Source organism: Micrococcus sp. IITD107 (assembly GCF_041927415.1).
GTDB lineage: Bacteria > Actinomycetota > Actinomycetes > Actinomycetales > Micrococcaceae > Citricoccus > Citricoccus terreus.
Genome location: NZ_JBHFFN010000010.1, coordinates 1 through 26,488 on the forward strand (window position 1 = coordinate 1; position 26,488 = coordinate 26,488).

General features: G+C 71.5%; 26 protein-coding genes. 14 read left to right on the plus strand and 12 right to left on the minus strand.

Going from position 1 to position 26,488, the window contains the following annotated elements; genetic code table 11:
* A partial coding sequence (locus tag ACEXHE_RS12750; protein WP_374786079.1) for an HNH endonuclease signature motif containing protein occupies nt 1-484 on the plus strand: 484 nt, incomplete at its 5' end.
* A 36-nt stretch (nt 485-520) separates the two neighbouring features.
* On the opposite strand, the gene ACEXHE_RS12755 is transcribed toward ACEXHE_RS12750, so the two are convergent.
* Entirely contained in the window at nt 521-1,000 is a 480-nt protein-coding gene (locus ACEXHE_RS12755; protein ID WP_374786080.1) for a DUF3499 family protein, read from the minus strand.
* 124 nt (nt 1,001-1,124) lie between these two features.
* Between ACEXHE_RS12755 and ACEXHE_RS12760 the strand changes: the two genes are divergently transcribed.
* Nucleotides 1,125-1,619: a metallopeptidase family protein gene (locus ACEXHE_RS12760; RefSeq protein ID WP_374786081.1), complete on the plus strand. Its 495-nt coding sequence runs from the start codon at nt 1,125-1,127 to the stop codon at nt 1,617-1,619.
* 20 nt (nt 1,620-1,639) lie between these two features.
* On the opposite strand, the gene ACEXHE_RS12765 is transcribed toward ACEXHE_RS12760, so the two are convergent.
* The 3 genes from ACEXHE_RS12765 to ACEXHE_RS12775 are packed head-to-tail and all read right to left on the minus strand — an operon-like array spanning nt 1,640 to nt 7,376.
* Nucleotides 1,640-3,385, minus strand: a complete 1,746-nt coding sequence (locus ACEXHE_RS12765) for a DUF5719 family protein (RefSeq protein WP_374786082.1) — start codon at nt 3,383-3,385, stop codon at nt 1,640-1,642.
* Nucleotides 3,382-6,780, minus strand: coding sequence for a glycosyltransferase (locus ACEXHE_RS12770; RefSeq protein WP_374786083.1), 3,399 nt, complete (start codon nt 6,778-6,780; stop codon nt 3,382-3,384). The genes ACEXHE_RS12765 and ACEXHE_RS12770 overlap by 4 nt, the downstream gene beginning before the upstream one ends.
* A gap of 41 nt (nt 6,781-6,821) precedes the next feature.
* Complete coding sequence (locus ACEXHE_RS12775) at nt 6,822-7,376, minus strand: WhiB family transcriptional regulator (protein ID WP_356968148.1); 555 nt, start codon at nt 7,374-7,376, stop codon at nt 6,822-6,824.
* Nucleotides 7,377-7,724: 348 nt separating this feature from the next.
* On the opposite strand from ACEXHE_RS12775, the gene ACEXHE_RS12780 reads away from it, so the two are divergent.
* Entirely contained in the window at nt 7,725-8,492 is a 768-nt protein-coding gene (locus tag ACEXHE_RS12780) for a TIGR03089 family protein (RefSeq protein WP_374786084.1), read from the plus strand.
* Nucleotides 8,493-8,621: 129 nt separating this feature from the next.
* Here the strand turns inward: ACEXHE_RS12780 and ACEXHE_RS12785 are convergent, their stop codons facing one another.
* Complete coding sequence (locus ACEXHE_RS12785; protein ID WP_091698119.1) at nt 8,622-9,203, minus strand: GtrA family protein; 582 nt, start codon at nt 9,201-9,203, stop codon at nt 8,622-8,624.
* Nucleotides 9,204-9,337: 134 nt separating this feature from the next.
* Here ACEXHE_RS12785 and ACEXHE_RS12790 point away from each other — a divergent pair, with 134 nt between their 5' ends.
* From ACEXHE_RS12790 to manA, 4 genes are read left to right on the plus strand one after another with little or no spacing between them, the layout of a single operon-like run.
* The gene (locus ACEXHE_RS12790; RefSeq protein ID WP_374786085.1) at nt 9,338-10,549 is read left to right on the plus strand and encodes a 5-(carboxyamino)imidazole ribonucleotide synthase; all 1,212 of its coding nucleotides are present in this window, start codon (nt 9,338-9,340) and stop codon (nt 10,547-10,549) included.
* Nucleotides 10,549-11,169 (plus strand): 5-(carboxyamino)imidazole ribonucleotide mutase, encoded by a 621-nt coding sequence (gene purE, locus ACEXHE_RS12795; protein WP_091698124.1) that lies wholly within the window; start codon nt 10,549-10,551, stop codon nt 11,167-11,169. The genes ACEXHE_RS12790 and purE overlap by 1 nt, the downstream gene beginning before the upstream one ends.
* Nucleotides 11,170-11,202: 33 nt before the next feature.
* A complete protein-coding gene (locus tag ACEXHE_RS12800; protein WP_374786086.1) occupies nt 11,203-12,804 on the plus strand; it encodes an LCP family protein in 1,602 nt (533 codons plus the stop codon).
* 10 nt (nt 12,805-12,814) lie between these two features.
* Entirely contained in the window at nt 12,815-14,086 is a 1,272-nt protein-coding gene (manA, locus tag ACEXHE_RS12805; RefSeq protein WP_260062144.1) for a mannose-6-phosphate isomerase, class I, read from the plus strand.
* A gap of 30 nt (nt 14,087-14,116) precedes the next feature.
* Here the strand turns inward: manA and glpX are convergent, their stop codons facing one another.
* Nucleotides 14,117-15,064 (minus strand): class II fructose-bisphosphatase, encoded by a 948-nt coding sequence (gene glpX, locus ACEXHE_RS12810; protein ID WP_260062163.1) that lies wholly within the window; start codon nt 15,062-15,064, stop codon nt 14,117-14,119.
* Between the two features lie 236 nt (nt 15,065-15,300).
* Here glpX and ACEXHE_RS12815 point away from each other — a divergent pair, with 236 nt between their 5' ends.
* Both ACEXHE_RS12815 and ACEXHE_RS12820 read left to right on the plus strand, forming a co-directional pair.
* Nucleotides 15,301-15,897 carry a DUF4245 domain-containing protein gene (locus tag ACEXHE_RS12815; RefSeq protein WP_374786087.1) on the plus strand — a complete coding sequence of 199 codons (597 nt, stop codon included), beginning with the start codon at nt 15,301-15,303 and terminating at the stop codon, nt 15,895-15,897.
* Nucleotides 15,894-16,559, plus strand: a complete 666-nt coding sequence (locus ACEXHE_RS12820; protein WP_374786088.1) for a carbonic anhydrase — start codon at nt 15,894-15,896, stop codon at nt 16,557-16,559. The genes ACEXHE_RS12815 and ACEXHE_RS12820 overlap by 4 nt, the downstream gene beginning before the upstream one ends.
* On the opposite strand, the gene ACEXHE_RS12825 is transcribed toward ACEXHE_RS12820, so the two are convergent.
* From ACEXHE_RS12825 to ACEXHE_RS12835, 3 genes are read right to left on the minus strand one after another with little or no spacing between them, the layout of a single operon-like run.
* Nucleotides 16,534-16,782: a hypothetical protein gene (locus ACEXHE_RS12825; protein WP_356968164.1), complete on the minus strand. Its 249-nt coding sequence runs from the start codon at nt 16,780-16,782 to the stop codon at nt 16,534-16,536. The genes ACEXHE_RS12820 and ACEXHE_RS12825 overlap by 26 nt on opposite strands.
* Before the next feature lie 9 nt (nt 16,783-16,791).
* The gene (locus ACEXHE_RS12830; protein WP_374786089.1) at nt 16,792-17,448 is read right to left on the minus strand and encodes a response regulator; all 657 of its coding nucleotides are present in this window, start codon (nt 17,446-17,448) and stop codon (nt 16,792-16,794) included.
* Entirely contained in the window at nt 17,445-18,749 is a 1,305-nt protein-coding gene (locus tag ACEXHE_RS12835; RefSeq protein ID WP_374786090.1) for a sensor histidine kinase, read from the minus strand. The genes ACEXHE_RS12830 and ACEXHE_RS12835 overlap by 4 nt, the downstream gene beginning before the upstream one ends.
* A gap of 118 nt (nt 18,750-18,867) precedes the next feature.
* On the opposite strand from ACEXHE_RS12835, the gene ACEXHE_RS12840 reads away from it, so the two are divergent.
* From ACEXHE_RS12840 to ACEXHE_RS12850, 3 genes are read left to right on the plus strand one after another with little or no spacing between them, the layout of a single operon-like run.
* The gene (locus tag ACEXHE_RS12840; protein ID WP_374786091.1) at nt 18,868-20,007 is read left to right on the plus strand and encodes an ABC transporter permease; all 1,140 of its coding nucleotides are present in this window, start codon (nt 18,868-18,870) and stop codon (nt 20,005-20,007) included.
* 43 nt (nt 20,008-20,050) lie between these two features.
* Nucleotides 20,051-20,722 (plus strand): ABC transporter ATP-binding protein, encoded by a 672-nt coding sequence (locus ACEXHE_RS12845; RefSeq protein WP_374786092.1) that lies wholly within the window; start codon nt 20,051-20,053, stop codon nt 20,720-20,722.
* Between the two features lie 9 nt (nt 20,723-20,731).
* Nucleotides 20,732-22,156, plus strand: a complete 1,425-nt coding sequence (locus ACEXHE_RS12850; RefSeq protein ID WP_374786093.1) for a class II fumarate hydratase — start codon at nt 20,732-20,734, stop codon at nt 22,154-22,156.
* 58 nt (nt 22,157-22,214) lie between these two features.
* On the opposite strand, the gene ACEXHE_RS12855 is transcribed toward ACEXHE_RS12850, so the two are convergent.
* From ACEXHE_RS12855 to ACEXHE_RS12865, 3 genes are all read right to left on the minus strand, one after another.
* Nucleotides 22,215-22,763 (minus strand): NUDIX domain-containing protein, encoded by a 549-nt coding sequence (locus tag ACEXHE_RS12855; protein ID WP_374786094.1) that lies wholly within the window; start codon nt 22,761-22,763, stop codon nt 22,215-22,217.
* A 40-nt stretch (nt 22,764-22,803) separates the two neighbouring features.
* Entirely contained in the window at nt 22,804-24,189 is a 1,386-nt protein-coding gene (locus tag ACEXHE_RS12860; RefSeq protein WP_374786095.1) for an HNH endonuclease, read from the minus strand.
* 142 nt (nt 24,190-24,331) lie between these two features.
* Nucleotides 24,332-24,838, minus strand: coding sequence for a prepilin peptidase (locus ACEXHE_RS12865; RefSeq protein ID WP_374786096.1), 507 nt, complete (start codon nt 24,836-24,838; stop codon nt 24,332-24,334).
* Between the two features lie 58 nt (nt 24,839-24,896).
* Here ACEXHE_RS12865 and ACEXHE_RS12870 point away from each other — a divergent pair, with 58 nt between their 5' ends.
* A complete protein-coding gene (locus tag ACEXHE_RS12870) occupies nt 24,897-25,730 on the plus strand; it encodes a GNAT family N-acetyltransferase (protein ID WP_374786097.1) in 834 nt (277 codons plus the stop codon).
* A complete protein-coding gene (locus ACEXHE_RS12875; RefSeq protein ID WP_374786098.1) occupies nt 25,727-26,401 on the plus strand; it encodes a rhomboid family intramembrane serine protease in 675 nt (224 codons plus the stop codon). The genes ACEXHE_RS12870 and ACEXHE_RS12875 overlap by 4 nt, the downstream gene beginning before the upstream one ends.
* The last annotated feature ends 87 nt before the right edge of the window (nt 26,402-26,488 follow it).

Here is a 26,488-nt window from a genome sequence, read left to right on the forward strand (position 1 = left end):
GAAGCACCTGGCTGATCAACACCCACCCGGGGTGCTGCGCGGACCGGTCGTCTCGGCCGGGACGTTCACCGGGCCGATCGACCCCCGGGTCATCCGAGCCTGGGCCTGTGATGCAGACCTGATACCCGTCGTCCTGGGAGGTGCCGGTGAAGTGCTGGACATCGGACGAGCCCAAAGACCCTTCCCGCCCGGGGTCCGCAAGGCCATCATCGCCCGCGACCAAGGCTGCGCCGCCCCCGGCTGCGGGATCCCAGCGGCTTGGTGCCAGATCCACCACATCCGGTTCTGGAAGAAACACGAAGGGCCCACCTCCGTGGAGAACGGGGTCCTGCTGTGCTCCCACCACCACCAGGCCCTGCACCACGACCAACTCACCATCCAGATGACAGACGGCATCCCCCGCGTTCAGGACACCAGCGCGTCACAGCAGACCCAGGAACACCAACCCGTCCCCGCACGCAACCTGCACTGGCACGACCAATGAACCAGGGGACAGCTGTGTCGAGAGAAGGGGAAAGATCTACTTCGCCTCGGGGTCCTTCAGCAGGCGCAGCGGGGGGCGGCCGGGGCGGGCGGGACCGTCCACACTCAGCGGCTCGGGGCGCTCACTTCGAGCGGTGGAGCCGCCCTGAGATCCGGAGGTCCGCTCTGGTGTGGCCGGCGCATCGTCCTGGGGGCTGCGCACGGAGCGATCCACCGAGCTGCCACGCGACTCGGTGCGCTCGGGCTGCCGCTGGTCCGCCTCCGGCGTGCGGAACTGCCCGTGGGTGCGGGACTGCAGCGGTGCCTGCACGGCATGGGCCACCGCCAGCAGGTCATCGGGCTCAGCGGGCCGGTACTCCCCCGGCGGCAGCTCCAGACGCAGCAGCTCCCAGCCTTTCGGGGCGGTCATCGACTGTGCGTGGCGGCGGCACAGATCGTAGGTGTGCGGCTCGGCCAGGCGAGACAGGGGTCCCAGCACCACCGTGGAATCGGCATAGTTGTACGTCAGGGTGGCCACGGCAGAGCCCTGGCAGCTGGTCTTGGAGCACGTACGGTTCGATCCCACGGCAGACCACCCTACCCCCGCCACTCCGATTGCCCCAGGTGCACACACCGCCCAGCCCGAGGTCTAACATCGGGGCATGGACTCTCAGGATCGGATGCCGTCTGCGGCGCGCAGCCGTCCGGTCCGACTCCGCCGTCGAGACCGACATGGACGGGGGCTGCGCGGACCGCTGCTGCCGCCCGCCGCCCCCGCGCGGCGCACGCCCGGCGAACGGTTCGAGGACCTGGTGGCCGATGCCGTGGACCGCCTGGCGCCCCGGGTGGGCCCAGCTGTGGAGCAGACCAGATTCCGCACCGCCATGATCCCGGACCGTCTCGATCAGCGGATCAGCGCCCTGCAGACCTGGGGATCCGGCTCCGTGGACGATCCCCTCGGCGACTCGACCCGAGACCCGGACGGCACACCCGTGATCACCCTCTACCGCAGGCCCCTGGAGGCACGCGCCGGCGGAGCCGGGACCTCACCGGACCACGGGCTGCTCGCCGAACTGGTCTATGCCACCCTGGTGGAGCAGTGGGCCGCCCTGACCGGAGTGGACCCGGCCGCCATCGACCCGGACCAGCAGGACTGAGCCCCGCGCCGTCCGAACAGTCACGGACGCACGCGCACCGGGATGCCTGCAGCCTGCTCCGGCTCAGCCCGGACCGGGACGGCCGAGATCCCCTGCGCAGAGCGCTGGGTGAGGCCAGCGTGGACCGAGCCGGCCGTCGTCGTGATGACCAGACCGGCCACCCGCTGACCGTCTTCAGCCAGCTCCCGCACGTCCAGGCGGACCTGACGCCCGGCGGCGACCTCCTGCTCGTGCGGCTGGCCCACCGAGCCGTCAGCATGCACCGCGGTCAGGTCCACCGCACCACCGTCCGGAGCGGCCAGCACCAGGTGACTGCGTGCGTGCGAGGGCAGGGCGACCAGCTGCTCCAGCCCCAGCGGCGCCGCGGCGGGCATGATCGCGCGGTCCACGGGCTGGGCGTCGCCGCCCTCCGGCAGCTCGGCCTCCATGGTGTCCAGACCGCGGGCCGAGGCCACCACCGGGCCATCGGCGGAGACCGTGACGGTGTACTCGCCGCGGGGCACCCCTGCCAGCGGCACCCGCACCGCAGAACCCGGAGCGAGGTCCACCTCCGCCGGCTCGGGCAGGTCCACCTCGCCGTCCGGACCGATCACACTCACCTCGGCCCGGGTGGGTCCGGAGGTCACCGGCGCGGCGATCAGCACCGAGGGACCCGCAGCCGGATCGGAAAGCTGCTCCAGCACGGTGGCACTGGGGATCCTCACCCCGGGGACCACGGCTGTGGCGGACGGCTCCGCTCCCGGCTGGATCAGCTCCACTCCCGCAGGGGTGACCCCGTCGAGCCGGTGCTGCTGGATGCCGGCCGTCACCGCTCCGCCCGAGGCCATCACCCGCACGGCCACATGCTCCTGATCCGGCGCCAACCCCGCCAGGACCACCGAGGTGCTCTCCCCCGGCGCCAGCACGATCCCCCGCGCCCCCGGAGCCTCCACCGGCCCGTCCGCACCCAGCAGGTCCAGATCCACGGTGGAGGCCGTGGTGGACGGGTTGACCAGGGTCAGCACCGAGGTGGTGCCCAGCGTGGTGCTGGCCCCCGTCAACCAGTGACGGTGCGCGGGCGACTGACAGTCGGCCGCCGCCAGTCCCGCCAGGTCCCCGTCCTGCGCGGTGTACCCGGTCACCGCGGACGCCAACGCCGCCTGACCGCCCAGCGGCTCCACGGTGGTGAGCTGGCCGGCCGCCAAGTCCCTTCCGTCCGGCCCCGAGTGCACCGAGGCCTGCTGGACCGGCACGCCGTCCTGCCCTGCCGTGGCCGGGGCACCCTGTTGGAGGTCCACGGGCTGGGCCGGGGTGAGCCGTTCACCCTCAGATCCCGGCTCCGCACCGACCGGAGAGACCACGGCGCCAGGGACACGACCGGCCAGATCCGAGAGCAGCAGGACACGGGAGGTCCACTCCGCACTCGTGGAGACGGGGCTGAACTCGGTGTCCGTGCCCGCGGCGGCTCCCTCCGGCAGACGCGGCGCCGGCGGACAGACCATGCTCGCCGCAGAGGCGGTCAGACGGGCAGGGTGGGCGGCGCCATCCACCTCCGGCATCACGGCAGGAGAGATGCTCCCGACGACGGCCACACCGCCCACCAGCACCATGGCGCCGGCGCCTGCGGCCGCGGCCAGGGCACGGCCGCGCCAGCGGCGCGACCGGCGGTGCGCCTTCAGGACGGCCTCCCGACGCTGGGCGCGCTCGGCGGCGGCCTCTGCGGCGTCCACCGCCTCCTCCGGCGCCGTCCGCTCGGACCCTCCAGGATGTTCCGGGGTGCTGCTCATCGGACCTCCTCCGCATCCTGGTCATGATCGGGATCGACGGTGCCCACCGCGGCATCTGGCTCCACGCCGGGCCCGCTGCCCTGCACAGAGTCGCGGGAGGTGAGCGGGGCACGCCCCCTGCGGGCCGGCGTCGGGATGGCCAACAAGGCGGCGAAGCCCACCAGCAGCGCCGCCACCCACCAGAGCCAGGCCGGGACACCGGACTCGTACCAGACGGTCAGCTCGCCGCCGGTGGCGGGCAGCTCGAACCGCTGCGCCCACGCCGACTCGGACGTCCCCTCACCCGTGGCCGGGAGAGCGGTGAGCGGACGGCCGTCCAGGGTGGCCCGCCAGCCCGGATCGGCGCGCTCGGCCAGGACCACGGATCGGGGGGCATCAGCTGCCGGCACCGTGCTCTGCACGCGCCCCTCCGCCTGCGCGAGCAGCAGCTGGACCTGGCCCTCAGCGTCCTCCACGCGCGCCCGGGAGGTGAAGAAGCCCTGACGGTCCTCGACCCCCAGCACTCCCGCCGCCTCCGGTCCGCCGTCCTGGGCCGGGGTGGCCCGCCAGAGCCAGCCGGAGTCAGTCAGGCCCACACTCGAGAGCCCGGGGACGGCGTCGATGGCGGCCGCCGTGGACGCCTCTCCCCCCTCAGGGTCGCGCAGGACCACGAAGGCCGCCCCGAAGGACTCCAGGGCCGGACGCGGATCCTCGGCGCTGCCGGAGGTCAGCTGGACGGCCAGGCTGCGCAGGGCCTCGTCGGCCGGGTCGGGCCGAGCCTGCCGGGGTGCGGTGAGGGGGCCTGTGAGCGTGCGTGTGGTGACGGCACCGGAGAGGTGGTCCAGGGTGGTGCCCGATCCGCTCACCAGGCTCACCGCCAGTCCCTCCTCGGTCCGCTCGAGCACCAGGGTGCGGGTGGACAGAGGGCTCAGCCCCTGGTCAGCGGCCGTGGCAGGAACGGTCCGCTGCCGCTCCCCGCGCACCACCGTGCTGAAACCGACGTCCTCGTGGGTGCCCTGTGCGACCCCGGCCGCAGGAGCCGTGCCGGCCAGGCGGGGGCTCAGCCACAGGGTGGAGGTCAGGGCCACGGAGACCACGGCCAGACCGGCCAGCACCCCGACGACGGCCCTGGCCAGGGTGCCCGCCTCACGCAGGGTGTGCACGCCGGCCTGGGCGGCCAGGAGCAGTCCGAGCAGCACCACCGAGGTGAACGCGGCGATGCCGGCGGTGACGGTCTGCCCGGCGGCGTCCAGGGACGTCACCAGCAGGGGGGCCGACCAGGCGCCCAGCAGCCCCAGCACGGTGATCACGGCACCGGTGCGGGCCACCCGCCCGGGCCGGCCCGGCGAGAAGAGACCGAGGCCGGCGAGCAGCAGCACGGGCACCCCGATCACCAGCGCGGCGATCAGCGTCCACGGCAGGTTCGGGTCCAGCCCCCCGGCCCAGGGCAGAGCGGCCAGGTCGGCTTCCGGGGTGAGTGCCAGGGGGAAGCCGAGCAGCTGCTGCCAGACGGGAGCGGGGTCGGCGGCCAACGGGACACCTGGATCAGCGAGCAGCGCCCGCGGAGTGGAGTGGTGCACCCACAGGGCCGGCAGCCACAGGGCCAGAGTGGGCAGCGGTGTCCACCACAGGGTCCGGCCCCGGCTGCGGGTGATCATGGCCACCAGGAGGAGGCCGGCCAGCAGGACGGGCAGCAGCACGGGTGCCGCGGCGGTCAGGACGGCCAGCAGCAGGGCCGTCCATCCGGATGCGGTCCAGGAGATCACGCCGCGGTGGCCCGGCCGTGGCCTGCGATCCACCGGTGTGCCCTCCGGGTCCAGACGATGCTGGGCGGCCGCCCCCACTGCGCGCAGCACGGCCACGCCCAGCCATGGAAGCAGCACGTGGACCAGCACCGCACCGATCCGTCCCTGCCCGGTGGCCACCAGCAGGGCCGGGGAGCACCCCCACAGCAGGGCCATCAGCAGGCGACCGCCTCGGCTGCGTGCCACGCTGCCGGCCAGCGCCCACGCGCCGGCGGCCGCCAGCGGCATGGCCATCAGGATCAGCCAGAGCAGCACCGCCGAACCGTGTCCGGTGGATCCCGCCACCGCCACGAGCAGTCCGAACGGGCCGGCCTGTCCGGGGCCGCCCAGTCCGGCGGTGGACCAGCCGTTCACCGCGTGGTGCCACAGCACGGATGCCTGCTCGCTCAGCGGCAGCAGGGCGCCTCCGGTGGCGGTCTCAGCACCGAGCAGCCCCCACCAGCCCACCAGCGAGAGCCCCCCGAGCAGCACCAGCGCGACCACCAGGCCCAGGCCCACCCAGTTGCGCTCCGGTGTGGCCAGCGCGGTGAAGTCGTCGTGGTCCCCGGTCGGCTGGTGCTCATCAGTGGTGCTGCCGGTGCCGTCGCCGATCACCTCCTCGGGGCTGTCCAGGTCCAGCAGTCCTCGCCGATGCGCGCGCACCTCGCGGCGGGTGGCCTTCAGGGGACCCACCAGGGACCGGGAGACGGTCCGGGAGGTGCGGGCCCGTCGTCGGGACCTGGCCAGGGCCAGGGGGCGCAGCAGCGTGCGCAGGGTGCCGGTCAGCCGGGCCGTCCCCACCTCCGGCTCCTTGGCCAGCAGTGACCCCAGGAAGGCGCCGACCGCGGTGATCAGGCTCCACAGCCAGAGGATCGGGACAGCCAGGGCGGGGGCGTGCTTGAGCCGCAGCCACACGGCGGCCTCGCGCAGCTCCGCCTCTGCCCGGCGCCGGGTGCGCGACTCATCCGGGTCGGTGTCCGCCGGCTGCTGGTGGATCCGAGCCCCGGGGACCACCACCACGCGGTGCCCGGCCAGACGGCTGCGCCAGCACAGGTCGGTGGCAGCCGCGCGCTCCGGCGTGTGCGGGTCCAGGCCGTCCAGCATGGCCCACACGTCCTGGCGCACGAGCATGCCCGGGAGCGGGACGGCCAGGACGTCGCTGCGGGCATCATGCTGTCCCTGGTCCAGCTCACCGGGCTCCAGCAGCGTGATCGGCTGGGCCGAGGCAGTGACCGTGGTGCCCACCGAGACCAGGTGCCGCGGGTGCTCGGCGTCCACCACCTTGCAGCCGGCCACGGTCACGGACGGGGAGGTCTCCACCGTGCGCAGCAGCTGGTCCAGGGCGGAGGGATCCGCGTGGCTGTCACTGCGCAGCAGCCAGATCCACTGCTGATCCGCCGGTGCACCGTCCGCGCGGTCTGCGAGCGCGCGGGTCAGGTCTGCGGTCAGCGGTTCCTGCGTCTCGGTCAGCTCCAGCGGGATGGAGGCGTCCCGGGCCAGGGTGCGCAGCTGCTCCTTCAGCTCCCCGGTGAGGGACCCGGGGCGGGCATGCACCACCACGCGCCGCGGTGGGGACGTCTGCAGCACAGCGGAGCGGACGGCGTGGGCCGTCCGCTCCGGGAACTCGTCCACGACCACCAGGGCCGTGACGTGCTGTTCGTGCTGGGTGTCGATCAGCTCGACCGCTTCCGCAGCCGGCGCCTCTCCCGCTCGGAGAGGCCGCCCCAGATGCCGAACCGTTCATCGTTGGAGAGGGCGTACTCCAGGCACTCGCTGCGCACGGTGCAGGAGGCACAGACCTTCTTGGCGTCACGGGTGGAGCCGCCCTTCTCCGGGAAGAAGGCCTCTGGGTCGGTCTGGGCGCACAGGGCGTCCACCTGCCAGGCCAGCTCGCCTTCGACCTCCAGGGGATCGGCCAGACCGGGCAGTCCCAGCCAGACGCCGCTCTGGGAGTCGGAGCCGCGGCGCTCACGGTCGGTGCGCGGGGTCTCCGTGCCCGGATGCAGGGCGGTGACAGTGGCCTCGGCCTGCTCGTCGGAGTCGGTGTCCTCGTGGGCGGTCAGGAAGGCGGTGGCCAGGTCATCCAGGGATCCGGTCTCCTGGAGCCGGTGCGAGGCATCCGGATCCGCCGGGTCAACGAACCAGTCAGCTGGTACGCCTCGACGTGGAGGTGCTGCGTCGGCAACGTGTCCGTGCCGGAGGTCCTCCAGCCGTTGTGCGTTGTCCATGTTCTGGGTCCTTCCCCATGCTGCGTTGCGTCCCGGATCCGGATCTCGGGGTACCGGGTACGGCGGGATTGCCGGGCGCATCCTGCAGCCGACGCCGTCCCCGCCGCCTGCGATGCCTTCTCATGGCGCGGCGGAGGGCAGTTGCGTCGGTGGGTCGGACGAGGGGAAGCGCCTGGGTCACCGAGACCGTTCTCTGCCACTAATTACATGGGTGTAAGTACCCTTTCGTCAAGTGCGGCGGGGGTTCTGCAGACCTGGGCTCGGGCCGAACTGAGCACGACACGCCGAGTCGTCCGCCCCGCAGATTCGGCGTGTTGCCGACGGTCCCTGATGTGACAGTCTGGACCCATGGTCTCCCTCGGTTCGCTCAGCTTCTCCGGCCCCGATCCCCGCCCTCTGATCGACCGCCTCGAGGCCTCGCCGCGACCGGCGGTGGTGCAGTATCCGGGTGCCGCCGACGCCGAGGGACGGATCGAGCTCTCCGGCCGCGTGCTGGTGAACTGGGCCGCCAAGACCGCGAATCTGTTGGACGTGGAAGGGCTGAGCAGCGGCTCCCGGATGGCGGTGGACCTGCCCGCCGCGTGGAAGTCGCTGGCCGTGTCCTTGGGGGCGCTGTGGTCCGGCGCCGAGCTGACCCTGATCCGCTCCGTTCCGGACTCTCCGGACGCCGTGCCCACCGATGCCGTCCTCACCGACCGGCCCGAGCAGTGGGTCGATCATCCCGGGGTGCTGATCGCCGTCTCGTCCGGCGCCACGGACACCGAGTTCAGCGGCGATCTGCCTGCCCACGCCGTGGACCTCTCCGCCGAGGTGCGCCAGCAGGCCGACCAGTTCCTGCTCCCGGCACCGGACCTCTCCCCGGCCACGCTTCCAGCGCTGGCCCAGGATGAGCGTCCCGACGACGGCTCCGTCACCTCGGCCCGTGCATGGATCGTCGAGCAGTCCCGCGGGACGGCTGTCGCGGCGGGTGGACGACGGCTCGATGCCGCCCTGCTGTTGGCCGCCATCACCGCCTGGGACACCCTGCGCCCGGTGGTCCTGGTCCCCGCGGAGTCGCTGTCCGCACTGGACGAGACCAGCACCCAGGCCCTCACCGACGAAGGCCTCACCGCCTGACTCCAGATCACGTGCGCAGAAGGTGTTGAGACACGCCGAGCCGACACCCACGTGGCGTGATCATGATCAGGCGAGCGGGGCCGGCCGGGTGGGCTGGTCAGTGCGGGAGCACCGCCCTGCGCGGCTGGGTCAGCGGCCGGGCTCGGCCGGGGTGCGAGCGGACGGGGCCTCGGCGTCCTGACCCACGGGATCAGCACGGCGTTCGCGCACCACCGGCAGCTGTCCGGTGAGCAGCTCGCGGTCGTGGGCGAAGGCCGGGTCGGCGTCCATCTCCTCGGTGAACACCCAGAAGCGGTAGGCGAAGAAGCGGAAGACCGTGCCGAAGAACAGGCCGATCACGTTGCCGGCGATGAACAGGCTGGTGGAGTCGGTCAGGCCCATCCAGTACTGGGCGATGAACACGCAGCCGGCCTGGATGCCCAGCCCGATCGCGTTCATCACCAGGAACAGGACCAGCTCCCGGACCACGTTGTTCTGCCTGCGGTGCCGGAAGGTCCAGAAGCGGTTGGCCACCCAGGAGAAGATCGTCGCCACCACGCCGGCCACGATCTTGGCCTTGACGGGGCTGCCCTCCAGGGGGCCGTTGAGCATCCAGATGAAGACGGCGGAGTCGATCACGAAGGCCGCCGCGCCCACGGTGCCGAATTTGGCGACCTCCCGCCAGAGCATGCGCACCAGCGCCATCAGACGCTGCCAGAGGTTGCTGAGCATGAGTGTGGGGTCGGCTCCTTGTGAGGGACTGTGACCCGCACACTCTAGACCGCCCAGCCTCCGATTCGCTGGACGTTCAGGCGTCACACAGCGTGCGGTCCCCCACACCCAGCTGGGGTCGATACCCTGAACGAGTGACTTTCCCGGTACTTGGAGTGGTCGGCGGCGGACAGCTGGCCCGGATGATGGCCCCGCCCGCAACCGCCTTGGGCATTCGACTGCGCGTGCTCGCGGAGGGCCCGGACGTGTCCGCGGTGACGGCAGCTGACCATGAGGTCGGCGACTACCGCGATCTGGAGGCCCTGCGCGCGTTCGCGGCGACGGTGGACGTGGTGACCTTCGACCACGAGCACGTCCCCGCCGAGCACCTGCGCACCCTGCAGGCCGAGGGCGTGGTCCTGCACCCCGGCCCCGATGCCCTGCAGTACGCCCAGGACAAGCTGCTGATGCGTCAGGCCTGCGAGCGCCTGGGCCTGCCCAACCCGGAGTGGGCGGCGGTGTCCTCCATCAGCGAGCTGACCGCCTTCGGCGAGCGCATCGGCTGGCCGGTGGTGCTCAAGACCCCGCGCGGCGGGTACGACGGCAAGGGCGTGCGCGTGGTCCGCACCCCGGAGCAGGCCGCCGCGTGCACCGACTGGTTCGAGCTGGACTTCGAGGCGCTGCTGGTGGAGCAGATGGTCAAGTTCACCCGCGAGCTCTCCGCGCAGGTGGCCCGCACCCCGTCCGGGCAGACGGCTGTCTACCCGGTGGTCGAGTCCCTCCAGACCGAGGGCGTGTGTGACCTGGTCACGGCCCCCGCACCAGGATTGAGCCCGACGACGGCCAGCGCGGCTCAGCAGGCAGCGGTCACCTTGGCCGAGGGGCTGGGGGTGACGGGCATGCTGGCCGTGGAGCTCTTCGAGACCCCGGGCACTGGTCCGGGGTTCATGGTCAACGAGCTGGCCATGCGTCCGCACAACTCCGGGCACTGGTCCATGGACGGTGCGGTCACCGGTCAGTTCGAACAGCATGTGCGTGCGGTGCTGGATCTGCCCCTGGGCTCCACGGACCCGGTGGGTGCGTACACGGTGATGAAGAACTACCTGGGCGGTGCGAACCAGGACCTGTACTCCGCCTTCCCGGAGGCCCTGCGCGCCCACCCGGAGGCCAAGGTCCACGCCTACGGCAAGTCCGTGCGCCCGGGACGCAAGATCGGCCACGTCAACGTGGTGGCCCCCCGCCCCGAGGACCTGGACGCCGCCCGCGCGGCCGCCGAGGGAGCCGCAGCCATCATCCGGGACGGGTCCTCCGCCACCCGCCCTGAGCCCGCCCAGCCCGCCCAGCCAGCCCAGACCCAGGAGTCCTGATGACCACTCCCCCGTCCTCACCCGTCACCCCCATCGCCCCGGGCACCACCCAGCCCGCCGCCCCGGCGAGCGCAGGCACCCAGGCGCGAGTCGCCGTCGTGATGGGGTCTGACTCGGACTGGCCGGTCATGCAGGCCGCCGCGGACGCGCTGGAGGAGTTCGGCATCCCGTATCTGGTGGATGTGGTCTCGGCTCACCGCATGCCGCACGAAATGGTCGAGTTCGGGGCCACCGCGCAGGAGCGGGGCATCCGCGTGATCATCGCCGGTGCGGGCGGGGCGGCCCACCTGCCGGGCATGCTGGCCTCCACCACGCCGCTGCCGGTGATCGGGGTGCCGGTCCCGTTGAAGACCCTGGACGGGATGGACTCGCTGCTCTCGATCGTGCAGATGCCCGCGGGCGTGCCGGTGGCCACCGTCTCGATCGGCGGGGCCCGCAACGCCGGACTGCTGGCCGTGCGGATGCTGGCCACGGGCGACACCCCGGAGGCCGAGACCCTGCGCACCCGGCTGACCGAGTTCGCCGCGGACCTGCGGGACACCGCCGCAGGGAAGGGGGCCGCCCTGAGCGCGTCTCTCAGCCAGGACTCAGGTCGATCGAACTACACTGGAGCGCTCTGAGGCTCGGGCGCCGCGCCCAGCCGGAATGACGGTATGACTTCCCCTTCGCAGCTGGATCCCACCCCGCCCTCGCCCGTGCGCACCCCGGAACGGCTCTCCGCTCCGGACCGCACCAAGCGAGCGCTGATGCTGCTCGGTCTCACCCTGGTGCTGCCCGGCGCGGCCCAGGTGGTCGCCGGGGACCGCCGTCTGGGCCGGTTGGCCCTGCGGGTCACCCTGACCGTGTGGGCGCTGCTCGTCCTGGGCGTGCTGCTCGCCCTGTTCTTCAACCGGCCACTGCTCTGGCTGGCCTCGAACACGGTGGTTCAGCTGGTGGCCGTGGTGGTGCTGGCGGCGCTGGCCGTGGGCTGGCTGATCCTGTGGGTGGACACCTTCCGGATCATCAGCTGGAACCTGCTGGCGCCCGGGATGAAACGGGTGGTCGGCGCCCTGACGGTGGGGCTGATGCTGCTGACCGGCGGCGTGCTGGGCTACGGATCCTACGCGGTGAACACCGCCCGGAACTCCCTGGGCAACATCTTCGCCGTCCGCCCGGCGATCGACCCCGTGGACGGGCGCTACAACTTCCTGGTGATGGGCGGGGACGCCGGTGAGGGACGTGAGGGTCTGCGGCCGGACTCCATCCACGTGGCCTCGATCGACGCCGACTCCGGCCAGGTGGTCATGTTCTCCATCCCCCGGAACATGCAGAACGCGCCGTTCACCGAGGACTCCCCCCTGTGGCAGGTCTACCCGGACGGGTACAGCTGCGGGGACGCGTGCATCATCAACGCGCTGTACATGGACGTGACGAACCAGCACGCCGGTCTCTACCCCGGCGCGGCGGACCCGGGCGCCGAGGCGATGAAGGACGCCGTCGGCGGGATCCTGGGTCTGGAGATCCAGGGGTACGCACTGGTGGACATGGACGGGTTCGCCCAGCTGATCGACGCCATGGGCGGTGTCTCGGTGACCACCGGCGGGTACACCCCCTACCGCGGTGTGCGCCCGGACGGCCAGTGGGGCAACGTCTGGTGGGCGCCGGGCGAGTACACGTTCAACGGCGCCGACGCCCTGGGCTACGCCCGCTCTCGCCTGCACACCAACGACTACGCCCGCATCGCCCGCCAGCAGTGCGTGCAGTCGGCCATGCTGGCCCAGTTCAACCCCCAGACCCTGCTGACCCGCTTCGAAGGGATCATGCGGGCCGGCGAGCAGATCGTGGAGACGGACCTGCCCGGCCAGCAGCTGGGCACCTTCGTCTCCCTGGCCGCCCAGTCCCGCAGCCATCCCATGGAGCGGATGACCATCGGCCCGCCGGACTTCGAGGGCGACCGGTTCACCACCTTCCCGGACTACGAGCTGATCCACTCCCGCGTGGACCAGAAGCTCGCCGAGTCCGCCCAGGCCGCAGCCTCCTCCGGCCCGTACGGCCCGCAGGCCCTGCCGCTGCTCACCCGCTTCGCCCAGCTGCCGGCGGCGTCCACCCCCTCGGCCACTCCCGGCACCCCGCAGAGCGAGTGGCCGGCACCGCCCACCCAGCCGGACGGCTCCCCCATCACCCCGGAGTACCTGCAGTGGGCCGAGGACACCGGCCAGGTGGGACTGCTGGAGCAGGCCGCCGCCACGAACCACCTGTGCGCCCCCGGCCGATAGGCTGGGATCCATGTTCGCTCTGCGCTGTCCCGTCCGTGACTACTCCTGGGGTTCGAGCACCCTGCTCGCCGACCTCGAAGGCCGCACCCCCACGGGTCGCCCGGAGGCTGAGGTGTGGATGGGCGCGCATCCCGGTGCCCCCTCCCTGGCAGTCCTTCCCGACGACGGCACGCAGGTTCCGCTGGACGCCCTCCTGGCGCAGGACCCGGCAGGTCTGCTCGGCTCCGCCGAGCGGTTCGGACGGCTCCCGTTTCTGGTGAAGCTGCTGGCCGCAGGACAGCCCCTGTCCATCCAGGCCCACCCCACCCTGGAGCAGGCCCGCGCCGGGTACGCCGCCGAGGAGCAGGCCGGAGTCCCGGCCGATGCCCCGCACCGGAACTACAAGGACGACAACCACAAGCCGGAGATGGTCGTGGCCCTGACCCCGTTCTCCGCCCTGTGCGGATTCCGGGACACCGAGGCCTCGGCACGGTCCTTCGAGCGGCTGGCCCAGGTGCTGACCGAGTATGGGGACGGGGCCACCTCACCGGAGGCCGCCTCAGCCGCCCACCTGAGCCTGAAGCTCTACGGCGGGCGACTGCAGGAGGTCTTCTCCGCCCTGCTGGACCCCAGCGGCGGGTGGGCCGGAGGCGACTGGGTGGAGGCCGCCGTCGGGGCCCTGAACCATGCCCCGGACGTGCTGGAGGATGACCTGAACCTGGCCACCGCCGTGGGGATCGCCGAGCACTTCCCGGGCGATCCCGGGGTGATGGTCTCCCTGCTGCTGCACCGCGTGGACCTGGCCCCCGGTCAGGCGATCTTCCTGCCCGCCGGGAACGTGCACGCCTACCTGCACGGACTGGGCGTGGAGGTGATGGCCGCCTCGGACAATGTCCTGCGCGGCGGTCTGACCGGCAAGCACGTGGACGTGCCGGAGCTGGAGCGCGTGGTGGTGTTCGAGCCGATGCCCGTGCCGTATCTGAACAGCTCCTCCGGCGCGGAGGGACACCAGCGGTTCGCCCCGCCGGTGGAAGAGTTCGAGGTGGAGCGCCTGGACCTGCCAGCTGCCGAGGGGCGTGCGCTGACCGCCCACGGCCCGGTGATCGCGGTGTGCGTGGCCGGTTCCGTTCAGGTGCGCTCGTCAGGACAGGACGGTCAGGCCGCGCAGACACTGACACTGGCTCCGGGCGAGTCCGTGTTCCTGAGGGCGGACGACGCCCAGACCACCGTGCATGCTGTCGCGGGGGGCGAACACGAAGGGACCGCCACGGTGTTCTCCGTGACGGTCCCCGCGCTCAGCTGATCAACTCAGCCGCAGTGGTTCAGGCTGGACTCAGTCGTCCAGCCACTTGCGCCACTTGCGCACCTGGTGCTCGGCCTCCACGATCCGCACGGTGCCGGACTTGGAGCGCATCACCATGGACTGGGTGATCACGCGGTTCTTGTCATAGCGCACCCCGCGCAGCAGGTCACCGTCGGTGATGCCGGTGGCGGCGAAGTAGCAGTTGTCGGACTTGACCAGGTCGTCGGTGGACAGGACCGCGTCCAGGTCGTGTCCGGCGTCGATCGCGCGCTGGCGCTCGGCGTCGTCCACGGGGGCCAGCCGGCCCTGGATGATGCCACCGGTGGCCTTGATGGCGCAGGCGGTGACGATTCCCTCCGGGGTGCCGCCGATCCCCAGCAGCATGTCCACATCGGTGCCCGGACGGGCCGCCGCGATGCCGCCGGCCACGTCACCGTCCATGATGAACTTCACGCGGGCGCCGGCCTCACGGATCTCCTGGACCAGCTTCTCGTGGCGAGGACGCTCCAGCACGCAGACATTGAGCTGGCTGACCGGCTTGTTCAGCGCCTTGGAGACCAGGTGGATGTTCTGCTTGACCGGCAGACGCAGGTCCACGAAGTCCGCGGCCTCCGGGCCCACCACCATCTTGTCCATGTAGAACACGGCCGAGGGGTCGAACATGGCCCCGCGCTCCGCGACGGCGAACACCGAGAGGGCGTTGTTGTAGCCCAGGGCGGTCAGCCGGGTGCCGTCGATCGGGTCCACGGCCACGTCCACCTCGGGACCGGTGCCGTCGCCGACGTTCTCCCCGTTGTAGAGCATGGGCGCCTCGTCCTTCTCGCCCTCGCCGATCACCACCACTCCGTTCATCTGGACGGTGTCCATGAACTCGCGCATGGCGTCCACGGCGGCGCCGTCGGCGGTGTTCTTGTCTCCGTAGCCCACCCAGTGACCGGCGGCGATGGCCGCTGCCTCGGTCACACGGACCAGCTCCATGGCCAGGTTGCGGTCCGGCTCGGTGCCGGAGACCGCGAGGTCAGGGCTCAGAGAGCTGTGCTGGCCGCGGCCCCGTGCGCTGGACTGTACGGATGCTGTCTGCGCCGGAACGCCGTTGTTCTCGGGCTGCTCTGAAGTCACCGTGTCTCTCCGTCTGTGGTGTTGAGGGTGGTGGGAGGACCTGCTCACGTCCTGTGCCCCCATCCTAGTGCGCTGCACAGTGGCAGAATGGAGCGGTGACGACTTCCAGCACCACCATTTCTCCCGCCCCCAAGCCGCGGCTCACCGAGAAGCAGGCCAAACGGGCCGGTCAGTCGGCGATGGCCATGGTGCTCTCGGTCCTGGCCACGCTGGCCGTGGCGATGATGGTCTACTTCCTGAACCCCGGCAGCACCGCCGAGACCTACGAGCGCCCGGTGGATGTGGATGCCGTGGCCACTCAGGCCACCGCCGGGCTGGACTACACCGCACTCTCCCCCGAGGTCCCCGAGGACTGGCGCGCCACCTACGCCCGGCTGCGCAGCGGCGGCGCGGACCAGGTGCCGGCCTGGGAGGCCGGGTACGTGACCGGCCAGGAGGAGTTCGTGGGCCTGACCCAGACCGATCAGTCCAACCCCACCTGGCTGAGCCAGACCGTCAAGGGAGCCCCGAACGCCGGTCAGGTCTCCGTGGGCGGCACCGCCTGGGCCCTGCACGAGCCGGTGGAGGGCGACCGCCACCTGGTGGGCGAACTGGAGGGGACCACCGTGGTGATCTCCGGGTCCGGCGAGCTCTCAGACCTGGAGGCGATGGCCACCGCCCTGCAGGCAGCCTCGGCGGGAGCCGGACAGTGAGCCCCACACCGCTGCAGCAGTTGGCCCGCTCCGCGCGCCCCTCCCCGGATGACGTCTGGAGGCTGCTGCGCGAGGGCAACCGGCGGTTCGTGGACGGCGTCTCTGACCACCCCAACCAGGACGCCGCACGCCGGGCCTCCCTGGCCGGCGGCCAGCACCCCGTGGCCGTGATCTTCGGCTGCTCCGACTCCCGCCTGGCCGCGGAGATCATCTTCGACGTCGGCCTGGGCGATGTGTTCGTCATCCGCACCGCAGGCCAGGTGATCGATGACGCCGTGCTGGGATCCCTGGAGTACTCGGTGGACGTGCTGGACATCCCGCTGATCGTGGTGCTGGGCCATGACAGCTGCGGTGCCGTGACAGCGGCCGTGGAGTCCTACGCCTCAGGGCAGATGCCCCCGGGCTTCATCCGCTCGCTGGTGGAGCGCATCACCCCGTCCGTGATCGCCGCCCGGCGCTCCGGAGTCAAGGACGTGGACGGCACCGTGGCCGAGCACGTGGGGCAGACCTGCGACCGGATCGTGGAGTCCTCCCGTGTGCTCGGCGCCGCCGTGGAGCGGGGCCGCACCGCGGTGATCGGGGTGACCTACTCCCTGGCAGGCGGTTCCGGCAAGGCCGTACACGCCATCGGCGAGGTCACCGACCCTGACCTGCCGCGCTGACCCGGCGCGAGGCGGCCCACCGTCGGACTGTCAGGACCAGCAGCACCACAACGCAGAGGACCAGCAGCGCCCCGGAGGCCAGCTCCACGGCCCCCGCGCCGATGCTGTTGACACTGGCGGCCCTCACCAGTGTCCCCACCCCGCGGATCCCCACCAGGATCAGGGCCACCACGGCCCAGGTCCGTGCACCGCGCTCGCCCTGTCCCCATAAGGCTGGGGGCAACCCACAAGGTCAGCCCCGGATGATGCCGTGCTGGCGGGCCGCTGCCACGGCCTCCGTGCGGGTGACCACGCCCAGCTTGCCGAAGATGTGGTTCAGGTGGGTCTTCACCGTGGCCTGGGAGATGAACAGCTCCGCGGCCAGCTGCTGGTTGGTCCGCCCCGTGGCCAGCAGCTCCAGGATCTGGACCTCACGCGGACTCAGCGCCTCGGCCAGTCCGCGCGTGCCGCCCAGAGCTCGGCGGGCGATCTCCGCCGGCAGCACCGTCATCCCCTGAGCGGCCTTGACCACCGCGTCCCGCAGATCGGCGGCGGAGGCGTCCTTGAGCAGGTAGCCCACGGCACCGGCCTGCAGGGCTGACTGCACATCGGCAGAACTGCTGTAGGTGGTCACCATCAGGACCGGGAGCCGCGGATGCCGCTGTGCCAGCTGGCGGGTGGTCTCGATCCCGGACGGCCCTCCGCCCAGCTCGATGTCCATCACCACCACGTCCGGCCCCTCGCCCAGACCCACCTGCCGGTCCACGGCCGCGAGCGCCTGCGCCGAGTCCTCCGCCTCGGCCACCACGCTGATCCCGCCGCCGGACTCGAGCACGGCACGCAGTCCGGCCCGCACCACCGGGTGGTCGTCCACCAGCACCACGCGCAGCATCACCGACTCCTCGGTCATCCCACAGCCCCCTCTCTCGGCAGGCTCAGCGCCACCACGGTGCCGGACCCATCGGGCAGGGCATCCTCGACCGCCAGGGTGCCGCCACGCTCGACGGCGCGCTGTCTCATCGTCTCAATCCCGAAACCCGCCGGCCGACCGCCTCGGCCCCGGCCGTCGTCGTGGATGTCCAGGGTGCAGCCGTCCTGGTGGAGGGTGAAGGTGACCACGCACCGGGTGGCCTGCGCGTGCAACAGGACGTTGGACAGGGCCGACTGCGCCACGCGGCGGACCACCGTGGCGGACGCTGTGCCCAGGTCCGCGTGCTGATCCGGCACCACCCCGTGGAAGCTCACCACCAGCACGGCTCCGGACTGCCGGGCGGTGGACTGGGTGGCCGCGCACAGTGACTCCAGGTCCTGCACCAGCTCACCCACCGGGGCCGCGTCCGCACGGTCCGCGGCGTCCTGCCCCACCAGTGCCCGAGCCTGGCCCAGGCTGTGGGCGGCGGTGCGCTCCATCTGCTCCAGCTGCCCGGCGATCTGCTCGTCCGGCCGCTGTTCCAGGGCCGCGCGGGAGAGCAGCACCACGGAGGCCAGTCCCTGGGCCACGGTGTCGTGCACCTCGCGGGCCCACCGCTGGCGCTCGCGCAGGGCGCCGGCATGGCGTTCGGCGGCGGCCAGGTCCGCGCGGGTGGCCTCCAGCTCGGCGATGATCCGCTGCTGGCGCTGGGCCTCGTCGTAGAAGAGCGCGTAGGCGGCGGACATGACCACGGCCACCAGGGCGCCGATCACCGGACCGATCACCGCGCCCACATCCAGTCCGTCCCGGTGCACGGCGTAGGCCACGAGCACCACGGCGGTCAGTCCCACCACGCAGGCCAGCGCCGCGGGGACGGACCGGCGCCCCACCACGTGCAGGTGCAGGAAGAACAGCGGAAACACGAGCCAGGCGAAGTCCACGTAGGTGATGACCAGTCCGAGCCAGAGCCCGGTCACGATGATCAGCCAGGGCAGCTGCCAGCGCACCACGATCTGATCGCGCATGCCACCGCTGCCGGTCCAGCCGCCCTCGCTGCGCCGCTTCTCCACGAACGTCCCGGCCACATACACCCCGGCGAAGACCGCCGCCAGGACCCCGGCCAGGGTGAGCCGGCCCCAGTCCCCCGCGCCGTGGGATGCCTGCCAGCACCGGGCCAGGCCCAGCACCAGCAGCGCGGCCACCGTGACGTGCAGGGCCACGCGCATGGAGCCCAGCAGCACCTGGATCCGGCGGCTGGGCTGCAGCTCGGCGGCATCCGCCGCGGTGACAACCTCTCCCATGGGTGCAGAGTAACGCGCCTGGCCTCCCGCCACACCGGCGCCGGTCCATCCTTCGGTTGATTGACGATCCTCACCCTGGCCGATGTCCTCCCGCGCCGTCCGCACGAGGCTGGATGACATGACCCCGATCCTCACCACCCCGTTCCTCTCCGTGCGCGACGTCCGCTTCGCCCGCGGCCGCTACGCCCTGATGGGTGCGGTGGTCGCGCTCATCTGCCTGTTGCTGGTCTTCCTGACCGGGCTGACCAACGGGCTGGCGCACCAGAACATCTCTGCGGTGACCGCCTGGAAGGACGCTGGCAACGATCAGCAGGTCTCGGTGGTGTTCGGGGCCCCGCACGCCGAGTCCACCGAGGAGGTGGAGGTCTCCTTCACCTCCTCCCAGATCAGCGCGGACCAGCTCCAGTCCTGGGCCGAGTCTCCTGAGGTGGCCTGGGCCGAGCCGGTGGGGATCAGCCAGTCCCGTGCGGACAGCGGGACCTCGGCAGCCGCCGTGGCGATGATCGCCGTGGAGCCGGGCAGCCGTCTGCTGCCCGCTGACGCGGACCGTCCCGACGACGGCCTCACCGGTCTGCTGCTCAGCGCACCGGCCGCGGAGGACCTGGGGGTGCAGGCCGGCGACGAGCTCACCGTCAATGGGCGGGAGCTGAGTGTGCAGGCCGTGGTGGAGGGTGAGTACTACTCGCACATTCCCGTGGTGTGGCTGCCGCTGGAGCAGTGGCGCACGGCCACCCACGCTGAGGAGGGCACCGCCACCGCGCTGGTGGTGGGCAGCGGGACGGACGTGTCCGAGGATGCGCTCACCGAACTCGCCTCCAGCACCACCACCTCCGTCACGGATGTTGACGGGGCGCTGTCCGCGCTGCCGGCCTACTCCTCGGAGAACGGGTCCCTGGTGATGATGCAGGGCTTCCTCTACGGCATCTCCGCCCTGGTGATCGCCGCGTTCATGGCGGTGTTCACCGTGCAGCGGACCCGGGACATCGCGGTGCTCAAGGCGCTGGGCGCCACGAACCGCTGGGTGATCACCGACGGCCTGCTCCAGGCGGGGATCGTGTTGCTGGTTGGCGCCGCCCTCGGGACCGCCCTGGGCACCGCCGGTGCCGTGTTCGCCGCGCAGGCCGTGCCCGTCCAGGTCGACTGGGTGACCGCCGCCCTGCCGTTCGGGCTGACGGTGCTCCTGGGGATGCTCGCCGCGGCGGTGGCCGTGTGGCGCACCACCCGGGTGGACCCGCTGCTGGCCCTCGGCGGCAGCTGATCCCCGCCCCGGTACCCCGAACGACTCTCCGAAAGGACCCCTCATGCTCACTCTCGAGAACCTCACCCTGGCCTATCCGGACGGTGAATCCGGCACCCTGCTCGCCCTGGACTCTGTGGACCTCACCGTCCCGGACGGCCAGATGGTCGCCCTGGTGGGCCCCTCCGGCTCGGGCAAGTCCAGCCTGCTGGCCGTGGCCGGCGCCCTGGTCACCCCCACGTCCGGAACCGTGACCATCGATGACCGTCCGGTCACCGGCGCCTCCGCCGCCGAGCGCACCCGGATCCGCCGGGAGGAGGTCGGCCTGGTGTTCCAGCAACCGCACCTGCTGCCCTCCCTCACAGCACTGGAGCAGTTGCAGCTCACCGAGGCCCTGAGCGGAACCCGGCCCCGTGACTCCCGCAGGGCCGCGCGGGAGGCCCTGGCCGCCGTCGGGATGGAGAAGGCGGCGGACCGCCGGCCGCATCAGCTCTCCGGGGGCATGCGGCAGCGGGTGAACATCGCCCGGGCGCTGATGGGCCGGCCTGCCGTGATGCTGGTGGATGAGCCCACCGCAGCGCTGGACCATGACCGCTCGGCGGAGGTGATGGAGCTGCTCGCCCGGCTGACCCATGAGCGGGACCTGGCCACGGTGGTGGTGACGCATGATCTGGAGTTCCTGCCGGTGGCCGACCGCTCCGTGCACATGAGGGATGGGCGGGTCAGCGAACACTAGACTGGCCGCATGAGCGAACAGTCCTCTTCCGATCAGCAGTTCCGCATCGAGCACGACACCATGGGCGAGGTCAAGGTCCCCGTCGACGCCCTGTACCGTGCCCAGACCCAGCGCGCCGTGGAGAACTTCCCGATCTCCGGCAAGACGCTGGAGCCGAACCACATCCACGCCCTGGCGCAGATCAAGAAGGCCGCCGCGAAGGCCAACGCCGAACTGGGGGTGCTCGACGATGAGCGCGCCCAGGCGATCGTGGCCGCCGCGGACGAGGTCATTGCCGGGACGTACGACGACCACTACCCGATCGACGTGTTCCAGACCGGATCCGGCACCTCCTCGAACATGAACACCAACGAGGTGCTGGCCACCCTGGCCACCCGCCGCCTGAAGGACGCCGGCTCCGAGAACGAGGTCCACCCCAACGACCACGTCAACGCCTCCCAGTCCTCCAATGACGTCTTCCCCACCTCGGTGCACGTGGCCGTCACCGGCGCCCTGATCAACGATCTCAAGCCCGCCCTGGAGCACTTGGCCGAGTCGCTGGAGCGCAAGGCCCAGGCCTTCGCCTCCGTGGTCAAGTCCGGCCGCACCCACCTGATGGACGCCACCCCGGTGACCCTGGGTCAGGAGTTCGGCGGATACGCCGCTCAGGTGCGCTACGGCATCGAGCGCGTGGAGGCGTCTCTGCCGCGCGTGGCCGAGGTCCCGCTGGGCGGCACTGCTGTGGGCACCGGCATCAACACCCCGAAGGGCTTCTCCGCCCGCGTGATCGAGCTGCTGGCCGAGGAGACCGGCCTGCCGATCACCGAGGCCCGCAACCACTTCGAGGCCCAGGCCAACCGCGACGGCCTGGTGGAGGCCTCCGGTCAGCTGCGCAACATCGCGTACTCGCTGATGAAGATCAACAACGACCTGCGCTGGATGGGCTCGGGCCCGAACACCGGTCTGGGCGAGATCTTCATCCCCGATCTGCAGCCGGGCTCCTCGATCATGCCGGGCAAGGTCAACCCGGTGATCTGCGAGGCCGCCATCATGGTCTGCGCCCAGGTGATCGGCAATGACACCACCGTGGCCCTGTCCTCCACCAACGGCGCGTTCGAGCTGAACGTGGGCATCCCGGTGATGGCCGCCAACCTGCTGGAGTCCATCCGCCTGCTGGCCAACACCTCCACGGTGATGGCGGACAAGATGATCGACGGCATCGAGGCCAATGAGGAGCGCTGCTCGTTCCTGGCCGGCGCCTCCCCGTCCATCGTGACCCCGCTGAACAAGGTGATCGGCTACGAGGCCGCCGCCAAGATCGCCAAGCACTCGGTCGCCCAGAAGATGACCGTGCGTGAGGCCGTGATCGACCTCGGCTACGTGGAGCGCGGCGAGGTCACCGAGGCCCAGCTGGATGAGGCCCTGGACACCATGTCCATGACCCACCCCAACTGACGGTTCCCGACGACGGCCCCGGCACCTTCCCCACGGAAGGTCCCGGGGCCGTCGTCGTTCAGTGGTGTTCGGTGCCGTCGACCAGGAACCGTGCTCCAGTGGCATGGTCGGCGTTGTCTGCACCCGATTCGGTCTCCATCGCCCAGCGCAGCGCACGGCGGTGTCCGTCTGGCATCTCGGGCGTCTGGTCCTCGGGCGCGATCCGGAACCAGCCGACTTCCAGGTTCTCCTCATCTCCCACGTGGGCCTGCCCGTCCACGTGCTCGAGCACCAGGACCACGTCCAGGTACTGTGCCTGGTCCCCGTTGGGGTAGGTGACGTGCGGGGTGGTGCCCACACCGGCCACCCGGACAGGCCGGGCGTGCACGCCGCACTCCTCGAGGACCTCGCGCACGGCGGTGTCTGCGGGCTCCTCACCGGGTTCGATGATCCCGGCGGGCACCGACCAGCGGCCGTTGTCGCTGCGACGAGCCAGCAGCACCTGGCGGACCGTTCCGGCTCCCTCCTCCGGAACCTCGCGGAAGACCACCGCCTTGCAGCCGGCCAGCCACAGGGACTCATGGCCGACCTTCTGGCGCAGGGACAGGATGAACTCGGGTGTGGGCATGACTCCACCGTATCCACCCGAGGTCCCCGTTCAGTCCCGCTCACGCGGCAATCACCCCGAGCCCGTGCCGCCGGGCCCAGTCGTCCGGGCACCTGTCCCGCGAGGGCGGATCCTCCTGCAGCACCCGCCTCAGACGGCACATCGTCATGCCGGTCCGGGGTCCTGCCCGCCGCCGCTGGTCTGGTCTGTCTGCCGGTTCAGCCTGGCCGCCGGGTGGAGCTCCGGCCCACACTGCGAACGGCGCTCCTTCTGCACGGTAGGTGTGCCCGGTGGGCGTGGTGACGCTGACTCCGCCGTCCTGCTGGGACGCGTGCCGCCAGCCTGGGTTCTCCTTGGCATAGTTGCACGCTGCGCAGAGTCCCTGCCCGTTCTGGAGGCTGGTCGGGCCTCCAGAGGCGTGGGCGGTGACGTGATCGGCATGTCGGATGGGGGAATCACACCACGGGGTGCGGCAGACATCGTCGCGCAGCAGGATCATGCGGCGCAGCAGCGGCGGAAAGACCCGTGAACGGGAGTCCATGGCCGCGAGCTGCCCGTCCTCCGGCCGGGTGAAGAGCCGGCGCAGTGCCACCTGGGCCTCCGGATCGGTGACCATCTGCCGGGCGACCTCGGCGGGAAGCGGCCCATGCCCAGGGAGCCACGCCGGTTCCTCCCCCGCGCCGAACAACGCGCGGTCCGTCATCACCAGCTGGATCTCGGTGGGAACTGTGGCTGCGGACTGTTGCCCGGTGAGCCGTTCCACCAGCAGATCGGCCATCACCTGGTCCCGGGTCCGTTCCTGCGGATCCCCGGCACCGATGATCGTCCCGGCGTCACGCTGCAGGCCCGCCAGAGCCGCCACAGCCTGATGCATCGGCAGCAGGGCTGTCAGATAGGCCATCCCCCCGGTGGCCGGCCGCACGCTCACCCGGCGTTCTCTGCGGCTGCGCTCGAGCTGAGCCACCGCAGACTCCTGGTCCAGCCGTTGGGCGTGGGCCTTGGCTTCAGCGGCCAGACGCTTGGTCCCCACCTGCCCCAGTCGCCCGGCCATCAGCCGGTCCACCTCGGCACGGTGCTCCACGCTCAGCCAGGCGGTCTCCCGGGCCACCACCGTGGCCTGGTACTCCGAGATCTCTCCCCGGGTGAGGGCCCTCTGGGTGTTCGGCATCTCGTGGCAGAGCGCCCGGGCCAACCCCAGGTGCCGGCCACCGGAATGGGCCGGCTCCCGCCGCGCCAGGGCGATCTCAGCCCCAAGCCCCCGGGCCTGCTTCTCCACCGGCACACCCTCGGCGGACTCGCGTTCCCGGCGCATGCGGTCCAACGCCACAGACTCACGGGCCTGGACCGCCGCGCACACGGACTTCAAGGACTCGAGCGCGCTGATCCGGTCGATGGCCTCAATCTCAGTTCGGGCCTCGACCAGACCTGCGAGTGCCTCCTGGAGCACGCGCAGAGAGGCAGCATCGGTGAGCAGTTCAGCGCCCTGTTCACCGGCCTAGAGCCTGCGGTCCGTCTCCATGCCCTGAACCTACGCACCCCCACGGACACGTTAAGGATCCTCTCCACAGGACAGCGGATTCTGGCGACCGCTAACCTCCGAACAGCACCGCCACCACAGCGCCGGCCAGCAGCGGGGGGCCGAACGCCAACCGCGTCTTCACCGTCGCGCGGCGGGTCAGCACCATCACCAGGGCCACCACGCCACCGATCACGAAGCCCAGGAACACCGCCTGCGCCCACGCCTCCCAGCCCAGCCACCCGGTGTAGAGACCCAGCCCGGCCGCCACCTTCACATCCCCCAGCCCCAGTCCGCCGCGGCTGGCCAGGTGCAGGAGCAGCATCAGGGCCGGATACCCCACGAACCCCACCAGGGACGGCGCCAGTCGCTCCCCACCCTGCAATGCCGAGGCACTCCACAGTGTCACTGCCCCACCCACCGCCAAGGCCAGCGTCCAGCGGTTCGGCAGTCGGTGCTCGCGCAGGTCCACCCAGGTCAGCACCACCGCGCACACCAGCAGGTGCACCAGCGCCAGTCCCACCAGGACCGCCCACACCACGTCTCCTCGGGTCCAGGCGTCCATCAGCAGTGCGGGCATGCCACCAGGCTACGGCGGCCCCGCCTGCCGCGTCCGGCACCTTCCCTAGACTGTGGACATGTCCTCCGCCGAGCTGTCCGAGCCGCCCCAGCCGCCGCCTGGCCGCGGCGCACTGTTGCCCGCCTGGTTCCCCTCCCCGGAGCCGGCAGACCTGACCGGCTGGTGGCCCCTGTTCGGTCTGCGCGCCCAGACCGAGCGCCTGGTCCTGCGTCCCATCGCCGATCCGGACCTGCCGGCCCTCCTGGCCGCAGTCCAGTCCGGCATCCACCCCACCGGCCAGAACCCCTTCGGCGAGGTTCCCTGGTCCCAGGCTCCCGCTCAGGATGTGGCCCGTCAGACTCTGCAGCACATCTGGCGCAGCCGCGCGGGCACCGGTCCCCAGACCTGGACCGTCCAGTTCGGTGTCTGGGACCGCCACGGTGATCCCCACGGCCCCACCGGCGGACCGGACGGCGAGCTGATCGGCCTGCAGGACATCGCCGCCGAGGACTTCCACCTCACCCGCACCGTCCAGACCGGATCCTGGCTGCGTCACAGCGCCCAGGGCCGTGGCCTGGGCAAGCAGGCCCGCGCCATCGGCCTCGCCCTGGCCTTCGACCACCTGGGTGCCCTGGCCGCAGAGACCAGCTGCGCGGACTGGAACCAGGCCTCCCAGGGCGTCAGCACCGCCCTGGGCTACCGTTTCAACGGCGCCCGTGTGCGCGCCTGGGGCCGGGAGGCCGTGACCGAACTGGACTTCCGCGTCACACCGGAGCAGTTCCGGCGCCCTTCGGCCACCGTGGAGGTCACCGGGATCGAACCGGTCCGGCGCTTCCTCCAGGTCTCCCACACCCTCCAGAAGACATCCTTCCCGACGACGGCCACCGCACCTTCAGGAGAGAGCGCACCATGACCTGGCGAGACGAGATCGGCCTGACCGAACCGGCCCCGACGACCGGCCGCACCCCATGGCGGTCCTCCACGGCGCAGGTGGAACGGCGCCGCTCTCCGGCCGTCGCCCGGGCGTTGCCGGTGGTGGTGCTGGTGTCGCTGATGTGGATCCTGGAGATCGTGGACATCGTGCTGCGCGGATGGCTGGACCGCTTCGGCATCCGCCCCCTGGAGACGGAGGGGCTCATCGGCGTCCTGGCCTCTCCCCTGCTGCACGGATCCATCCCCCATCTGATCTCCAACACCGGTGCCCTGCTGGTCCTCGGGGCGATGATCGCCTGGATCACCGGCCGCTGGTGGCTGATCACGGCAGGGATCTGGATCCTGTCCGGGCTGGGCACCTGGCTCATCGGTGGACCCGGGACCCTGCACATCGGGGCGTCGGGCGTGGTCTACGGCTATGCGGCCTTCCTGGTGACCTATGCGATCCTCTCGCGCCGGATCCTGGCCCTGATCGCCGCGGTCGTGACGGTGGCGCTGTATGGGGGGATCGTGTTCGGCCTGCTGCCGGTCAACCCGCACATCTCCTGGCAGGGTCACCTGATGGGGGTCGCCGCTGGCATCGTGGTGGCCTTCCTGGACACCCGGCAGGCCCGTCAAGACCGGCGGCAGCGGTCGTGGGGGCGCACCTGAGATCCGGCCCCAGGACGCCGCTGACCTGCATTTCCCGTGCTGATGGGCCTCTCACCTGGAGGTTTCCCGCACCGTAGCGACCCGTGA

Coding starts and splice junctions, on each gene's coding strand:
- ACEXHE_RS12760 (WP_374786081.1), top strand. CDS start 1,125: ATGGACTCTCAGGATCGGATGCCGTCTGCGGCGCGCAGCCGTCCGGTC.
- ACEXHE_RS12765 (WP_374786082.1), bottom strand. CDS start 3,385: ATGAGCAGCACCCCGGAACATCCTGGAGGGTCCGAGCGGACGGCGCCG.
- ACEXHE_RS12775 (WP_356968148.1), bottom strand. CDS start 7,376: ATGGACAACGCACAACGGCTGGAGGACCTCCGGCACGGACACGTTGCC.
- ACEXHE_RS12780 (WP_374786084.1), top strand. CDS start 7,725: ATGGTCTCCCTCGGTTCGCTCAGCTTCTCCGGCCCCGATCCCCGCCCT.
- ACEXHE_RS12785 (WP_091698119.1), bottom strand. CDS start 9,203: ATGCTCAGCAACCTCTGGCAGCGTCTGATGGCGCTGGTGCGCATGCTC.
- purE (WP_091698124.1), top strand. CDS start 10,549: ATGACCACTCCCCCGTCCTCACCCGTCACCCCCATCGCCCCGGGCACC.
- ACEXHE_RS12800 (WP_374786086.1), top strand. CDS start 11,203: ATGACTTCCCCTTCGCAGCTGGATCCCACCCCGCCCTCGCCCGTGCGC.
- manA (WP_260062144.1), top strand. CDS start 12,815: ATGTTCGCTCTGCGCTGTCCCGTCCGTGACTACTCCTGGGGTTCGAGC.
- glpX (WP_260062163.1), bottom strand. CDS start 15,064: ATGGAGCTGGTCCGTGTGACCGAGGCAGCGGCCATCGCCGCCGGTCAC.
- ACEXHE_RS12830 (WP_374786089.1), bottom strand. CDS start 17,448: ATGACCGAGGAGTCGGTGATGCTGCGCGTGGTGCTGGTGGACGACCAC.
- ACEXHE_RS12835 (WP_374786090.1), bottom strand. CDS start 18,749: ATGGGAGAGGTTGTCACCGCGGCGGATGCCGCCGAGCTGCAGCCCAGC.
- ACEXHE_RS12840 (WP_374786091.1), top strand. CDS start 18,868: ATGACCCCGATCCTCACCACCCCGTTCCTCTCCGTGCGCGACGTCCGC.
- ACEXHE_RS12845 (WP_374786092.1), top strand. CDS start 20,051: ATGCTCACTCTCGAGAACCTCACCCTGGCCTATCCGGACGGTGAATCC.
- ACEXHE_RS12850 (WP_374786093.1), top strand. CDS start 20,732: ATGAGCGAACAGTCCTCTTCCGATCAGCAGTTCCGCATCGAGCACGAC.
- ACEXHE_RS12855 (WP_374786094.1), bottom strand. CDS start 22,763: ATGCCCACACCCGAGTTCATCCTGTCCCTGCGCCAGAAGGTCGGCCAT.
- ACEXHE_RS12865 (WP_374786096.1), bottom strand. CDS start 24,838: ATGCCCGCACTGCTGATGGACGCCTGGACCCGAGGAGACGTGGTGTGG.
- ACEXHE_RS12870 (WP_374786097.1), top strand. CDS start 24,897: ATGTCCTCCGCCGAGCTGTCCGAGCCGCCCCAGCCGCCGCCTGGCCGC.
- ACEXHE_RS12875 (WP_374786098.1), top strand. CDS start 25,727: ATGACCTGGCGAGACGAGATCGGCCTGACCGAACCGGCCCCGACGACC.